This is a genomic window from Mycobacterium sp. E3198 (assembly GCF_001667015.1).
GTDB lineage: Bacteria > Actinomycetota > Actinomycetes > Mycobacteriales > Mycobacteriaceae > Mycobacterium.
In genome coordinates this window covers 72,262-86,697 of sequence record NZ_LZIS01000260.1, presented here as the reverse complement: position 1 = coordinate 86,697, position 14,436 = coordinate 72,262, and the positions used below count along the sequence as shown (strand labels likewise).

General features: G+C 70.2%; 14 protein-coding genes. 4 read left to right on the top strand and 10 right to left on the bottom strand.

What is annotated here, in order from left to right; genetic code table 11:
• The 8 genes from A5673_RS26730 to A5673_RS26695 form a co-directional block, all read right to left on the bottom strand.
• Positions 1-404 (bottom strand): serine/threonine-protein kinase (locus tag A5673_RS26730; protein WP_156748660.1); only part of this gene is annotated, 404 nt, incomplete at its 3' end.
• A gap of 67 nt (positions 405-471) precedes the next feature.
• The gene (locus tag A5673_RS26725) at positions 472-693 is read right to left on the bottom strand and encodes a hypothetical protein (protein WP_068239665.1); all 222 of its coding nucleotides are present in this window, start codon (positions 691-693) and stop codon (positions 472-474) included.
• 53 nt (positions 694-746) lie between these two features.
• The gene (locus A5673_RS26720; RefSeq protein WP_068239662.1) at positions 747-1,079 is read right to left on the bottom strand and encodes a DUF732 domain-containing protein; all 333 of its coding nucleotides are present in this window, start codon (positions 1,077-1,079) and stop codon (positions 747-749) included.
• Positions 1,080-1,168: 89 nt separating this feature from the next.
• Positions 1,169-2,320: a BTAD domain-containing putative transcriptional regulator gene (locus A5673_RS26715; RefSeq protein WP_068239659.1), complete on the bottom strand. Its 1,152-nt coding sequence runs from the start codon at positions 2,318-2,320 to the stop codon at positions 1,169-1,171.
• Between the two features lie 169 nt (positions 2,321-2,489).
• A complete protein-coding gene (locus A5673_RS26710) occupies positions 2,490-3,188 on the bottom strand; it encodes a hypothetical protein (RefSeq protein WP_068239656.1) in 699 nt (232 codons plus the stop codon).
• A 147-nt stretch (positions 3,189-3,335) separates the two neighbouring features.
• Positions 3,336-3,623 carry a DUF732 domain-containing protein gene (locus A5673_RS26705; protein WP_068239653.1) on the bottom strand — a complete coding sequence of 96 codons (288 nt, stop codon included), beginning with the start codon at positions 3,621-3,623 and terminating at the stop codon, positions 3,336-3,338.
• Positions 3,624-3,714: 91 nt separating this feature from the next.
• Complete coding sequence (locus A5673_RS26700; protein WP_068239650.1) at positions 3,715-5,592, bottom strand: ABC transporter ATP-binding protein; 1,878 nt, start codon at positions 5,590-5,592, stop codon at positions 3,715-3,717.
• Positions 5,589-7,322, bottom strand: a complete 1,734-nt coding sequence (locus A5673_RS26695) for an ABC transporter ATP-binding protein (protein WP_068239690.1) — start codon at positions 7,320-7,322, stop codon at positions 5,589-5,591. Before A5673_RS26695 ends, A5673_RS26700 begins: the two co-directional genes overlap by 4 nt.
• A 110-nt stretch (positions 7,323-7,432) precedes the next feature.
• Here A5673_RS26695 and A5673_RS26690 point away from each other — a divergent pair, with 110 nt between their 5' ends.
• Positions 7,433-7,996, top strand: coding sequence for a DUF3558 domain-containing protein (locus tag A5673_RS26690; RefSeq protein ID WP_156748659.1), 564 nt, complete (start codon positions 7,433-7,435; stop codon positions 7,994-7,996).
• A complete protein-coding gene (locus A5673_RS26685) occupies positions 7,993-8,535 on the top strand; it encodes a DUF3558 domain-containing protein (protein ID WP_068239647.1) in 543 nt (180 codons plus the stop codon). The genes A5673_RS26690 and A5673_RS26685 overlap by 4 nt, the downstream gene beginning before the upstream one ends.
• A gap of 2 nt (positions 8,536-8,537) precedes the next feature.
• Here A5673_RS26685 and A5673_RS26680 read toward each other — a convergent pair whose 3' ends face one another.
• Together A5673_RS26680 and A5673_RS26675 are read right to left on the bottom strand one after the other, a co-directional pair.
• Entirely contained in the window at positions 8,538-9,041 is a 504-nt protein-coding gene (locus tag A5673_RS26680; RefSeq protein ID WP_068239683.1) for a histidine phosphatase family protein, read from the bottom strand.
• A gap of 5 nt (positions 9,042-9,046) precedes the next feature.
• Positions 9,047-10,474, bottom strand: coding sequence for a PE domain-containing protein (locus A5673_RS26675; RefSeq protein ID WP_068239644.1), 1,428 nt, complete (start codon positions 10,472-10,474; stop codon positions 9,047-9,049).
• 182 nt (positions 10,475-10,656) lie between these two features.
• Here A5673_RS26675 and A5673_RS26670 point away from each other — a divergent pair, with 182 nt between their 5' ends.
• Both A5673_RS26670 and A5673_RS26665 read left to right on the top strand, forming a co-directional pair.
• Entirely contained in the window at positions 10,657-11,796 is a 1,140-nt protein-coding gene (locus A5673_RS26670) for an exonuclease SbcCD subunit D (RefSeq protein ID WP_068239641.1), read from the top strand.
• A complete protein-coding gene (locus A5673_RS26665) occupies positions 11,793-14,408 on the top strand; it encodes an ATP-binding protein (protein ID WP_068239637.1) in 2,616 nt (871 codons plus the stop codon). Before A5673_RS26670 ends, A5673_RS26665 begins: the two co-directional genes overlap by 4 nt.
• Positions 14,409-14,436: the final 28 nt, after the last annotated feature.

Here is a 14,436-nt window from a genome sequence, read left to right as displayed (position 1 = left end):
ACGCCGGCGGCGTGGGCGGCGTCCAGCGCCGAGGCGATCTGGGTGACGATGGCCACCGCGCGCGGCGGGGTCAGCGGCCCGAACCGTTTCAGCAACGTGTCCAGGTCGGTGCCCTCGATCAGGCGCATCTCCAGGTACATCTGGCCGTCGATTTCGCCGTAGTCGTGGATCGGCACCACGTGGGGTTCCTGCAAACGGCCGGTGATGCGGGCCTCGCGCCGCATCCGCTCGCGAAACACCGGATCCTTGCTGACGGATTCCGACATCAGCTTGAGCGCCACGGTCCAGCCCTTGACGGTGTGTTCGGCCTCGTAGACCTCGCCCATGCCGCCGTGCCCGAGGGCCCGTTTGAGCTCGTAGGGTCCGAACCTCGACCCCGAACGCGAGCCCGGCGCCCCGCTCATCGATCCTCCCGTTCAACCCAGACCCGCCGACCATATCAACACCGGCGCCGGCACCTCAGTCAACGCGTCAGGTGGTGACGACCGTCAGTTCGTTGCTGGCGTCCCACGCCTTGAGGAACACCGACGTCGGGAGCGGCTTGCCGTTATCGTCCTTGGTCTCGACGGGCACGTTCCAGATGAGTTCGCCGTTGACGCTGACGATCACCGTGGCCGGTGCCCAGCCCCGCTCGATGCCCCGGATGCCGGCCGGGATGCCGTCCTCGGCGACCGCTGATCCGTTGCCGCGCAAGAAGAATGGGGGACCCCGGCTGGCGGGGTCCCCCAAATCGGGTGGGCGGGTGACTAGGTCAGCCGGCTGGACAGCTGGGGGCAGTAGGCCTGCGCCGCGTCGACGACGAAGTAGGCGGCCTGCTTGGTGGTGAGGTTGGTCTGGCTCAGCACCTCCGTGGCGACATCCGTCCCGGTCTTGCCGGCGGCCAGCTCTCTGCACACCTGGTGGCCTTCCTTGATGGCCTCCTGGGGGGAGCTGAACGTGACGCCGAGGCCCCTCATCTCGGTGATGAAAGCGTCGTCGGCGGTGCCGGCCCCGGCCGCGCCGGCGGTGGCGAGCGCGAGCCCGACGGCGGCGGCGCCGACGGCGGCGGTGACGGCGGCGGTGATGCGGGGAGAGAACATTGCTGATCCTTTACTGTGGGTTCGGCCCTGGATGCGCTCAGCCTCGGGCCGAATCCTTGAAGGATTCTCAACGAGTTCTTGGAGACGTCCTACTCGGCGGCGGCCTTGTTCCCCGCGGCGATCTCGAACGTGAACTCGTGCTCACCGATGCGGATGTGATCGCCGTCGTGCAGCGGGGTCGCGCGGCGGATCCGCTCGTGCTGCACGTGCACGCCGTTCGACGAGCGCAGGTCGTTGATCACGAAGCTGCTGCCCGTGTCGACGATGACGGCGTGGTAGCGGCTGACCTTGGGGGTGGGCAGGATGATGTCGTTGTCGCTGAGCCGCCCGATGCGGGTCGCGGCCTCGTCCAGGGGGTAGCTTTCGCCGGATGCCTCGCGCAGGTACGCGACGGCGTCCCGATCGGACACCATCGTGTACTGGTCCATGACCGTGAGCGTCACGGCGGCGGTGGTCACGGCGGTCTTCTTGACGTCCAACGGTTCCTGGCGCAGGATCCGGTCGTTCAGTTCGCGCAGGTTGTGGCCCGGGTCGATGCCGAGGTCGTCGGCGAGCGTTTGTTTCACGCGGCGGTAGGCCGCCAACGCGTCGGATTGGCGGTCGGTGAGGTAGTAGGCCGTGATCAGCTGGGCCCACAGCGGCTCGCGGTAGGGATGCTCCGCGGTCAGGGCCTCGAGCTCGGTGGTCACGGCAGAGGCGCGTCCGCAAGCGATTTCGGCCTCGGCCTTTGCCGTGTGCACGAGGATCTTCTCCTCGACGAGCGAGGTGGCGAAGGTGTCGACGAACTGAAAGTCGCGCAGATCCTCGAGCACCTGCCCGCGCCATTCCGCCAGCGCCGCGGAAAGGTGTTTGCTGGCCTGTTCGAACCGGCCGCCAGCGGCCGCCTGCACGCCCGCGGTCTTCTCGGCGATGAATCGCCCGATGTCGCAAGCGTCGTCGGGGATGCTGAGGCGGTAGCCCGGGGGCGCCGCGGCCAAGACCACCCGCGAGTCGACGCCGAAGCCGGCGAGGAGCTTCCGCAGGTTGGACACGTAGGAGTGGATGCTGGCCCTGGCCCCCGACGGCGGCGACTCCTCCCACAGAGCCGTGGTGAGCCGGTCGACGCCGACCGGGCTGTTGCGGTTCATCAGCAGCAGGGCCAACACGGCCCGCTGCTTGGGGGTGCCCGCCGGCACAGAGGCGCCATCGACGGTCATTTCCAGCGGTCCGAGCAGACCGAACTCGAGACGTTTGTCCACCATCGCGTGTAACACCCTCCGCGTGTCATTGAGGTGCCTTGTAGTGATTGTGATACCAACTTGGCCAATTCCATAAGAACCCGGGGACCGCTCGCGTTGCGCAAATACGGTCCCCGGCAACGTGATCTTTGCTGGTCCGCCCGAATCAGCTTGCGGTGCAGCGGAACACGCGTCAGAGCGTGACAACCATCAGCTCGTTGCTGGTCTCCCAGGACTGGACGAACAGCTGCAGCGGAATCTGCTCGTCGCGGCCGTCGGAGGTGCCGCTGTCGTTGAGGTGCACGATGCCGTGGGTGGCGTCGACGCCGGTCACCACCACCGCGTGGTCGGACAGCGGGTTGCCGGTGCGGTCCTTCTCCTCGACGGACTGGTGCCAGATGAGTTCGCCGTTGAGGCTGACGATCACCTTGTGGCCGCCGCCCAGCGCCTGCTTGAGCCCCGCGATGCCCGGGCGGATGCCGCTTCGGGCGGTGTCGTCCCGGTCGATGACGACGGCGGTGACGTGGTAGTGGGCGAGCAACGTGGGCACGTCCGCCAGGCTGGCGCCGTCGCCCGAATTGGGGTTGTCGGGATCGGCCGGCTTGGTGTAGATCGGGCCCGTGTGCACGACGCTGGGGGTCGAGTGGGCCTTGGCGATGATGGCCTGCTCCGAGGGCGCCTCGCCGGTGACCTGGCCGATGACGTCGGCGCTCGACATCAGGACGCAGTCGTCGTAGCGCTGCTCGTGCCAGTACTCGGCGGCGGCGACCGGGTCGCCGTACATCAGTTCCGTTGCCGCGCTGGCCGGGCCGGCCACGCCGAACGCGACCGCGCCGGCGAACACCGCGAAGGTGATGGTCCTGCTGACGGCGGCGATCGTGGTGGCCTTCATGGTGTGTCCTTTCTCTTCCGTTTGAGAAAAGGCTCGGGTGCCGGCCTTGTCGGTCTCTCCACGAATCCTTGGAACGCCCGCACCACCCCGTCTCCAGCGGCGGACGGGGGATTCCGTACTCGGATCCCCCGTCGCGGTGGGTGATTGCTAAGTCGTCTGGCCGTCGAATTGCGGGCAGTAGAACTTCGTCGCGGCAGCCACGAAGTAACCCGCCTGCCGGGGGGACATCCGCGCCTGGGTCGTCAGCATGAGCGCGACGGCCGTCTTGCTCTTGCCGGCGGCCAGCTCGCTGCACACCTGGTGGCCCGCCTGGACGGCGTCTTGGTTCGCGCTGAAAGTGGTTGCCCCGGCGGCGCCGGCGGTCGCGACGGCCAGCCCGACGGCGGCGGTGCCCAGGGCGGTGGCAAGAGCTGCGGTGACACGGGAAGCGAACATCGTTGTTGTCCTCTCGGGTTCGGCTTTGGCTTCCTTCAGCCTTGAGCCGCCCCTTGCGGGATCCTCAACGAATCCTTGGTGGCGCGGGTGACTAGGCCCGGGTCATCGCGTAATAGGCGCCGCGCCGGGCCAGCAGCTGGACGTGGCTGCCTTGTTCGACGATGCGGCCGTCCTCGACGACCAGGATGCGGTCGGCATCCCGGATCGTCGAAAGGCGGTGCGCGATAATGAAACTCGTGCGGTCGCGGCGGAGTTCGCGCGTGGCGCGCGCAACCAGGGCCTCGGTGCGGGTGTCCACCGAGCTGGTGGCCTCATCCAGGATCAGCAGCTGCGGGCGGGCGAGGAACGCGCGGGCGATGGTGATGAGCTGCTTCTCGCCGGCGCTGATGTTGGCGCCGTCCCCGCTGACGCGGGTCTGGTAGCCCGCCGGCAGCGTGTGCACGAACCGGTCGACATAGGCCGCCCGGGCCGCGGCCACCACCTCGTCCTCGCCCGCGTCCGGCCGCCCGTAGGCGATGTTCTCGGCGATCGTCCCGTCGAACAGCCAGGTGTCCTGCAGCACCATGCCGATTCGGGAGCGCAGCGATTGGCGGCTCACCGTGGTGATGTCGACCCCGTCGATCAGGAGGCGGCCGGAATCGACGTCGTAGAACCGCATCAGCAGGTTCACCATGGTGGTCTTGCCCGCCCCGGTCGGCCCGACGATCGCCACGGTGCTGCCCGGTTCGGCCACCAGCGACAGGTCGTGGATCACCGGCGTGCCCGGTCGGTAGGCGAAGGTCACGTGCTGGAACTCGACGCGTCCGCCGTGGGACCGGGGCAGGGCTTGCTCGGGGGCGGGCGGCTCCTCGGGCTCGTCGAGCAGGTCGAACACCCGCTCGGCGCTGGCCACCCCGGATTGCAGCGTGTTGTACATCCCGGCGACCTGGCCCACCGGCGCGTTGAACTGCCGGACGTATTGGATGAAGGCCTGGATGCTGCCGAGGGTGATCTGCCCGCTCGCCACCTGCAGGCCGCCGACGACGGCGACGGCGACGTAGCCGATGTTGCCGACGAACGTCGTCGCCGGCGCCACCAGCCCGGAAAAGAACTGGGCGCCGAAACTGGCCCGGTACACGTCGTCGTTGAGGCGGCGGAACTGCTCGCGCGCGGCGGCTTGGTGGCCGAACGTCTTGACCACCGTGAATCCGCTGTAGGTCTCCTCGATGTGGGCGCCCAGGCGTCCGGTGCTGGTCCACTGCGCCACGAACAGGCGCTGCGAGCGCCGCGCGATCGCGCGGGTCACCAGCAGCGAGACGGGCACCGCCAGCAGGGTGATCAGCGCGAGCAGCGGCGAGATCGACACCATCATCGCCAGCACGGCCACCACCGTCAGCGTCGCCGTCACCAGCTGGCTGATCGTCATCGACAGCGACGACTGGACGTTGTCGATGTCGTTGGTGACCCGGCTCAGCAGCTCGCCCCGCTGGCGCCCGTCGAAGTAGGCCAACGGCAGCCGGTGGATCTTGTCCTCGACGTCGCGCCGCAGGCCGACCATGGTGCGCTGCACGGTGAGGTTGAGCAGCCGGGCCTGCGCCCAGATCAGCAGCGCGGCAATGACATACAGGACCAGCGCCAACGCCAGGGTCCTGCCCACGGCGCCGAAGTCCACGCCCCGGCCGGGCACCACGTTCATCCCGGACAGCAGATCGGCGAAGGCGTTGTCGCCGCGGGCCCGCGCCGCGGCGACGGCCTGCGCCTTGCTGATTCCGGCGGGCAGCCGCCGCCCGATGACGCCGTTGAACAGCAGGTCGGTGGCGTGGCCGAGGATCCGCGGGACCACGACCCCGATCGCCGTGCCGGTGATGCCCAGCGTGATTACCGCGACGCTCAGAGTTCGTTGCGGCGCAAGCCGTTTCACCAGCCGGGCCGCCGAGCCCCAGAAGTCGCGGGATCGTCCCGCCGTCGGTGCCACGGGCGCCGCGGTCATCGCAACGCGCCCACCGACTGCGAGTCGGCGAATTCGGCGTACGTGGGGCAGTCGGCCAACAGCGACTCGTGCATGCCCGCACCCACCAGCTTCCCGCCGTCGACGACGATCACCTGGTCGGCCTGGGCGGCGGTCGAAACACGTTGCGTGACAACGATGATGGTCGCCGCGCCGGAAGTCCGCGCCAGCGACGCCCGCACCCGCGCGTCGGTGTGCACGTCGAGTGCGGCGAACGAGTCGTCGAACAGGTAGATCGCCGGCCGGCGGATCACCGCGCGCGCGACCGCCAGCCGCTGCCGTTGGCCGCCCGAAAAGTTGATCCCGCCCTGGGCCACCCGCATGTGCAGCCCGTCGTCGTGGGCCCGCACGAACCCGTCGGCGTCGGCGATCCGCAACGCTTCCCACATCTCGTCTTCGGTCGCGTCCGACTTGCCGTAGCGGAGGTTGTCCGCGACGGTGCCGGTGAACAGGTAACCGCGCTGGGGGACCAGCCCGATCGCCGACCACAACCGCTCGGTGTCGTAGTCGCGGACGTCGACGCCGTCGACCAGGACGGCGCCGGACGTCACGTCGTAGAGCCGGCAGATCAGCGACAGCAGCGTCGACTTGCCCGAACCGGTGCTGCCGACGATCGCGGTGGTGGTCCCCGGCCGCGCCGTCAGCGAAATGTCTTGCAGCACTGGGCGGTCGGCGCCCGGATAGCTGAAGCTCGCGCCGTCCAGCCGCACGACGCCGGTGATCCCGCCCGGCGGAAACCTGGGCTCCGGCGGGTTCTGCACCGCGGCGCGCGTCGAGAGCACCTCGGTGATCCGTTCGGCGCACACCGACGCGCGCGGCAGCACCACCAGCGTCATCGTCGCCATCAGCACCGCCATCAGGATCTGGGTGAAGTAGGCCAGGAAGGCGGTCAGCGAGCCGACCTGCATCTGGCCCCGGTCGATGCGCAGCCCGCCGAACCAGATCAGCGCCACGCTGGACGCGTTGATGGTCAGCGTGGTCACCGGCAGCATCAGCGCCTGCAGATTGCCCGTGGTCAGCGCCGTGTCGGAGAGCGCGGCGTTGGCGCGCGCGAACCGCTCGCGCTCGTAACCCTCGCGCGCGAACGCCCGGACCACCCGGACGCCCGACAGCTGGTCGCGCAGCACCCGGTTGATGCCGTCGATCAGGCCCTGCATCCGGCGCAGCAGCGGCAGCATCCGCGACATGATCAGGTAGTTGGCCACCGCCATGATCGGCACGCTGACCAGTAGCAGCCAGGTCAGCGCGGCGTCGACGTGGATGGCCATGACGATGCCGCCGGCGCACATGATCGGCGCGGTGATCAGGACGGTGCCGGAGATCTGGACCAGGTACTGGATCTGCCGGACGTCGTTGGTGCTGCGGGTCAAGAGCGTGGGCGCGCCGAACCGGGCGGTCTCGCGCTCGGAGAAGGTGGTGACGTGGTCGAAGATCGCCCGGCGCAGGTCGCGCCCGAAGCCCATCCCGGTCCGCGAACCGAAGTACACGGCGCCGACGGCGCACAGCACCTGCAAGCCGGTGACCGCGAGCATCACCATGCCGAGCCGCACGATGGTGGCCGCGTCGCCCTTGGCCACGCCCTCGTCGATGATCGCGGCGTTGACCGTCGGCAGGTACAGCGACGCCAGGATGCTGGTCAGCTGGAGTGCCAGCAGCACCGCAACCGGCCGGCGGTACGGCCGGATGTACTGGCGCAGCAGTGCCAGGAGCATGTCGTAACTGTCGCACACGGCCGGCGCCGCGGTCGTGACCACCGCGTTGAAATGCCTGCTCACGCGCCGCGTCCGCGGTTGACCCCCCGCCTGCCGCTACAGTGCATCGTGTGACCAGCAGTAGGCGAGGCGCGAGGGCGCTGGCTCTAGCGGCATCGGCTCTGACGATCTTGGTCCCGACGATCGCGGGCTGCTCGGGTTCCGACAACAAGCCCGGCGCGACGGCGTCGTCGACGCCCGGCGGCGGCGAGGGTCACCACGGGCCGATGTTCCCGCAATGCGGCGGCATCAGCGACCAGACGGTGTCGGACCTGACCAAGGTGACGGGGCTGGTGAACACCGCCCGCAACTCCGTCGGGTGTCAGTGGTTGGCGGGCGGCGGCATTCTGGGCCCGCACTTCTCCTTTTCCTGGTACCGCGGCAGCCCGATCGGACGCGAACGCAAGACCGAGGAGCTCTCGCGCGCCAGCGTCGAGGACATCAACATCAACGGCCACGGCGGCTTCATCGCCGTCGGCAACGAGCCCAACCTGGGCGACTCGCTGTGTGAGGTGGGCATCCAGTTCCAGGACGACTTCATCGAGTGGTCGGTCAGCTTCAGCCAGAAGCCGTTCCCGCCGCCCTGCGACATAGCCAAGGAACTGGCCCGTCAATCGATTGCGAACTCCAAATGATCAGATCCGCCCGTGCCGGCGCGGCCGTGCTGCTCGCTGCGCTGTTGGTCCTGACGGGCTGTTCGAGGTCTGTCGGGGGCAACGCCGTGAAGGCGGGCGGCAACGTCCCGCGCAACAACAACTCCCAGCAGCAGTATCCGAACCTGCTCAAGGAGTGTGAGGTGCTGACCACCGACATCCTGGCCAAGACCGTGGGCGCCGATCCGCTCGACATCCAGAGCACCTTCGTCGGGGCGATCTGCCGTTGGCAGGCCGCCAATCCGGCCGGCCTGATCGACATCACGCGGTTCTGGTTCGAGCAGGGCAGCCTGGGCAACGAGCGCAAGGTGGCCGACTTCCTGAAATACAAGGTGGAGAACCGTTCGATCGCGGGCATCGAGTCGATCGTGATGCGCCCCGACGACCCGAACGGCGCCTGCGGCGTGGCCAGCAACGCGGCGGGCGTGGTCGGCTGGTGGGTCAACCCGCAGGCGCCCGGCATCGACGCCTGCGCGCAGGCCATCAAGCTGATGGAGCTGACGCTCGCCACCAACTCGTAGGGCTAGCGGGGGACTTCGAAACCCGTCAGCGCCGCGCGGCCGGGTTCGAGTTCCGCCCACGCGCAGGGCACGGCGAGCACCGCGATCGCCGACGTCGGGAATTTCATCGAAATGCGTTCCACCACAGCGTCGTCCGTGCCGTCGTCGGCGGCCAGCAGGAGCGCCAGCGTCGACGTAGTCGGCTCGTGACCGACGACCAGCAGCGTGCCGACGTCCTCGGAAGTCGCGTTGACCTCCTCGATCACCGTCCCCGGGGCGGCGCCGTAGAGCCGCTCGCTGTAGCGCACCGGGGCGCCGACGCGGGTGTTTTCCAGGGTCTGCCGCGCCCGCGTCGCGGTGGAGCACAGCACGGCGTCGACGGGAGGCACGTTGGCGCGCAGCCAATCCCCGGCCAGGACGGCCTCCCGGACGCCGCGCGGCGCCAACGGCCGGTCGTGGTCCGGCACCCCGGCCGGGTAGTCCGATTTCGCGTGCCGCATCAGCAGCAACGTGTGCCGATCGTTCATCGCGTTCACACCGGCAGCACGATCCCGGTGGCCGGGCCCAGACCGATGAGCTGGCCGCCGGGGGGCAGGTAGCCGCCCGTGGTCCCGTAGAGGCCGTAGAGCGGGTTCAGCGGGCCATGCCCTGAATAGATGTCGTTGATCCAGCCGGTGGACAGGGTGTAGACGGCCTGGGTGTCGCCGGCCGGGGAGAAGGAGGTGGCCAGCTGCGAAACGAAGTCGATGAGGGGCTTGTCGCCCAGCAGCGAGTCGACGTGCGAGCCGTTGAGCATCTCGACGCCGGTGAACTGACCCGGGTACAGACTGACCAGCTGGTTCGTGGTGGCGCCGAAGGCGTTCCACGGCTGCGGAGGTGAGGCCACCACGTAGTCGGGGATGTTCAACGTCTTCAGGTTGGCGATCGCCGCCGCGAAGGCCGAGGAGTCGTTGGCGACCCCGTCGAACATGATCACCCCCAGCAGGTGGTTGTTGGCGGTGTTCGTCCCGAGGTCCGCGACGTAGTCGCCGGCCGCCAGCGTCGCCAGGCCGCCGCCCGCGGAATGCCCGGTGATCATGAAGTTCTGCGGCAGCGTGCCGTGGTAACCAGCCTGGTTCGCGCTGAGGTTCAGCGCCGTCTCGTTGCCCAGGAACAGCGAGCCCACCGCCTGATGCATCTGCGTGCCGCCCAGCCAGGCGCCCATCGGCAACGGAATCGACGACACGGTCGGGACCACCACGATGCTGTCGGTGCCGTACGCGAGCGCCGTGGCCAGCGTGCCGTACCAGCCGCCCGTGCCCAGGAAGCCGTGCTGCAGATAGATGACGCCGCGGGCGTTCACCGTGCCGTCCGCCTGCGTCGGGAAGTACCAGCGCGCCGGGGCGTCATACCCGTTCGGACCGACGGCGAGATTGAGGTAGGAGAAGCCCTCCCGGACCCCGGTCACCGGGCCGGGGGTCCCCGTCCCCTGATTCACGCCGCCGCTCTGACTCGCGAGGGTCCCGTTGAAGAACTCGGTCAGCAGCCTGCCGAGGAAACCCGGCCCCGAACTCCCGGTGACGGCGGGTCCGACGGCCCCCTCGCCGAAGAGCGGACGCCCGGTCAGGTAGGTGAACGGCGAAAAGAAACCGACGTCGAAGAACTGCTGCTCCAGCCCCTTGATCAGCAGCGACACATTCGTGAGCTCGTCGGCGGCGTAGGTGGCCCCGGCCGCGCCCAACGTGCCGGCAAACTGGGAATGGAACAGCGTCGTCTGCGCGGTCAGCGCGTGAAATTCCTCGGCGAAGTCGCCGAAGAGGTTCGCGATGGCCGCCGACACCTCGTCGGCGGCCGCGGTGGCGATGCCCGTCGTCGACGGAGCCGCCGCGGCGGAGGCCGCCCTGATCGCCCGCTCGATGCCGGTCAGATCCGCCGACGCCGCCGCGAGAGCCTCAGGTGCTGCGATCACTGACGACGGCATCGGCGGCTCCCATTCTCGGTGGAGAAATGCTAGACGAGGTCCCACCTGGCGCGGTTCGTAATGCGAGATTCGGATTGCGGGGCACACCGCGGACGTGCCGGGCGACCTCCCGCGTCTTGTCGGCACCCGAACCTAGACTTCGCGGTGCCCTGATAGCCACGGACTCGAAAGGGGCCGCCGCGATGCGTTTCCTGCACACCGCCGACTGGCAGCTGGGCATGACCCGGCACTTCCTCGCCGGCGACGCCCAGCCGCGGTATTCCGCCGCTCGCCGGGACGCGGTGGCCGGTCTCGGCGCGCTGGCGGCCGAGGTGGGCGCCGAGTTCGTCGTCGTGGCCGGGGACGTCTTCGAACACAACCAGTTGGCCCCGCAGGTCGTCGGCCAGTCCCTGGAAGCCATGCGCGCCATCGGGATTCCCGTCTACCTGCTGCCGGGCAACCATGACCCGCTCGACGCGTCGTCGGTCTACACCAGCGCGCTGTTCACCGCCGAACGTCCCGGCAACGTCAACGTGCTCGACCGGCCCGGGGTCCACGAAGTCCGGCCGGGGCTCGAAATCGTTGCCGCGCCGTGGCGGTCCAAGTCGCCGACCACCGACCTGACCGCCGAAGTCCTCGACCGCATTTCGCCCGAACCGGCCATCCGCATCCTGGTCGCCCACGGCGGCGTCGACGTCCTGGACCCCGACCGCGACAAGCCCTCGCTGATCCGGCTCGCCAAGCTCGAGGACGCCATCGACCGCGGCCTGGTGCACTATGTGGCCCTGGGCGACAAGCATTCTCGCACACAGGTCGGCGACAGCGGCCGCGTCTGGTACTCGGGCTCACCGGAGGTCACCAACTTCGACGACGTGGAATCCGACCCCGGTCACGTGCTCGTCGTCGACGTCGACGACGACAACGTCACGGTGCAATCGCGGCACGTCGGCCGCTGGCGGTTCGTCACCCTGCACCGCCAGGTCGACACCCGCCGCGACATCGCCGACCTCGACATGAACCTGGACCTGATGACCGAGAAGGACCGGACCGTGGTGCGGTTGGCGCTGAGGGGTTCGCTGACGGTCACCGACCGCGCCGCACTCGACGCGTGCCTGGACCGCTGCGCGCGGCTGTTCGCCCACCTGCGCACCTGGGACAGCCACACCGACTTGGCGGTGGTGCCCGCCGACGGCGAGTTCACCGATCTCGGCATCGGCGGGTTCGCGGCCGCGGCCGTGGACGAGTTGGTGGCCACCGCGCGGGAGGGCGACGCCGAGTCCGCCGCCGACGCGCAGGCCGCGCTGGCGCTGCTGCTGCGGCTGGCCGATCGGGGGGCCGCGTGAAGCTGCACCGCCTCGCCCTGACGAACTACCGCGGCATCGCGCACCGCGAGATCGCCTTCCCCGACCACGGCGTGGTGGTGGTCAGCGGCGCCAACGAGATCGGCAAGACGTCGATGATCGAGGCGCTCGATCTGCTGCTGGAATCCCGCGACCGGTCCACCAAGAAGGAAGTCAAGCAGGTCAAGCCGACCCACAGCGACGTGGGTTCCGAGGTCAGCGCCGAAATCAGTTGCGGCCCCTACCGTTTCGTCTACCGCAAACGGTTCCACAAGAAGTTCGAGACGGAGCTGACGGTGCTGACGCCGCGCCGCGAACAGCTGACCGGCGACGAGGCCCACGACCGGGTCCGCGCGATGCTGGCCGAGACGGTGGACAGCGACCTGTGGCACGCCCAGCGGGTGCTGCAGGCCACGTCGACGGCCGCGGTGGATCTGTCCGGATGCGACGCGCTGTCGCGCGCGCTCGACGTCGCGGCCGGTGATGCGGCCGCGCTGCAGGGCACCGAGCCGTTGCTCATCGAGCGGATCGATGCCGAGTACGGCCGCTACTTCACCCCCACGGGGCGTCCCACCGGCGAGTGGGCCGCGTCGATCACGCGGCTGGCCGCCGCCGAGGCCGCGGTGGCGGACTGCGTGGTGGCGGTGGCCGAGGTCGACGACCGGGTGCGCCGTCACGCCGAGCTGACCGAGCACGTCGCCGAGCTGTCGCAACGGCGGGCCGCCGCCGGTCCCCGGCTGGCCGCCGCGCGGGCCGCCGCCGACAGGATCGCCGAACTCACCACCCAGGCGCGCGAGGCCGGGCTGGTCGCCGAGGCCGCCGCCGCGACCGGCGCCGCGTCGGCCGCCGCCCACGACGGGCGCGCGCGCCTGCTCACCGAGATCCACAGCCGCACAGCGACCGTCGCCGCCGCAGCGGCCGAGGCGCGACAGGCCGAAGAAACGCGGGCCACAGCCCACGCCGAGGCCGGGGCCGCGGCCGCCGCCGCCGAGCAAGCCGCCCAGCTGCTCGCCGACCTGCACCGCCGCGCCGAATCCGCCCGGCGCGCCGTCGATCACCTCGCGGCCCGCGCGGAAGCCGACCGGTTGGCCTCCCGGTTGGACAAGATCGCGGCCATCGAGCGCGACCGCGGCCGGGTCTGCGCGGAGCTCGCCGCGGTGGTCCTCACCGACCCGCTGCTGCGGCGCATCGAGGACGCCGCGGCCGCCGCCGACCGCATCGGCGGGCGGCTGGCGTTGACGTCCGCCGCGGTGGAATTCACCGCCGTCGCCGACGTCGAGCTCGTGGCCGGCGACCAGCGGGTGTCGCTGCCGGCGGGTCAAAGCTGGTCGATCACGGCGGCCGGCCCCACCACGGTCGAGGTGCCCGGACTGCTGGCGGCGCGGATCACGCCCGGCGCCACCACCCTGGACATCCAAACCAAATACGCCGCGGCACAGGAGGAGTTGGCGGCGGCATTGGCGGCCGGCGGTGTGACCGACCTGGCCGCGGCGCGATCCGTCGACGCGCGGCGCCGCGAGCTGCAGGGCTGCCGCGACCAGCTGGACGCCACGCTGGGCGGCCTGCGGGGCGACGAACAGCTCGATCAGCTGCGGGCCCGGCTGGCCCAGCTGCGCGCCGGTCAACCCGATGAATCCGAGGCAGTGCCGCCGGACGCCGCCCGCGCCGAACTCGAGGCCGCAGAGGCCGCCCGCGCGGCCGCCACGGCGGAGTGTGAGGGGCGCCGCCGGGTCGCGGCGGCGGCCGACGCCGCCCTCGCCGAATCGACAACCCGGGCAACGGTTTCCCAGCACACGCTGGAGGCCCAGCGCACCGAGCTGGACGCGGCGGCCGCACGGCTCGCCCGGGAGCGGGCGACGGTCAGCGACGAGGACCTCAAAGCGGCGGCCGACGCCGGGCGCCGTGCGGCCGAGGCCGCGCAGCGCCGGGTCGCCGAGCTGGCCGACCAGCTGGCGGCCGCGGCCCCCGACGCGGTGGCCGCCGAATTGGCCGCCGCCACAACGGAATCGAAGTCGCTGGACGAGTGCTACGAGGAGGCCGAGGGCGCGTTGCGCGAAATCGGCATCGAGCTGTCGGTGTTCGGCACCGAGGGCCGCCAGGGCAAGCTGGACGCCGCGCAGACCGAACGCGAGCACGCTGCCGGCGAACACGCCCGCGTCGGCAGCAGGGCGCGGGCCGCGCAGCTGCTGCGCTCGGTGATGACCCGGCACCGCGACACCACCCGGCAGCGCTACGTCGAGCCGTACCGCACCGAGCTGCAGCGGCTCGGCCGCCCGGTGTTCGGCCCGTCCTTCGAGGTCGACATCGACACTGATCTGTGCATCCGCAGCCGCACCCTGGACGGGGTCACGGTGCCGTACGACTCGTTGTCGGGCGGGGCCAAGGAGCAACTCGGCATCCTGGCGCGGCTGGCCGGCGCGGCGCTGGTCGCCAAACAGGACAGCGTTCCCGTGGTGGTCGACGACGCCCTGGGCTTCACCGACCCGGACCGGCTGGCCAGGATGGCGCGGGTGTTCGACACGGTGGGCGCCCACGGCCAGGTGATCGTGCTGACGTGCAGCCCCGACCGGTACGACGGCGTCACCGGCGCGCACCGCATCGACCTCAACGTTTAGCATTTAGCGCTCGACGGTATTTCTCCGA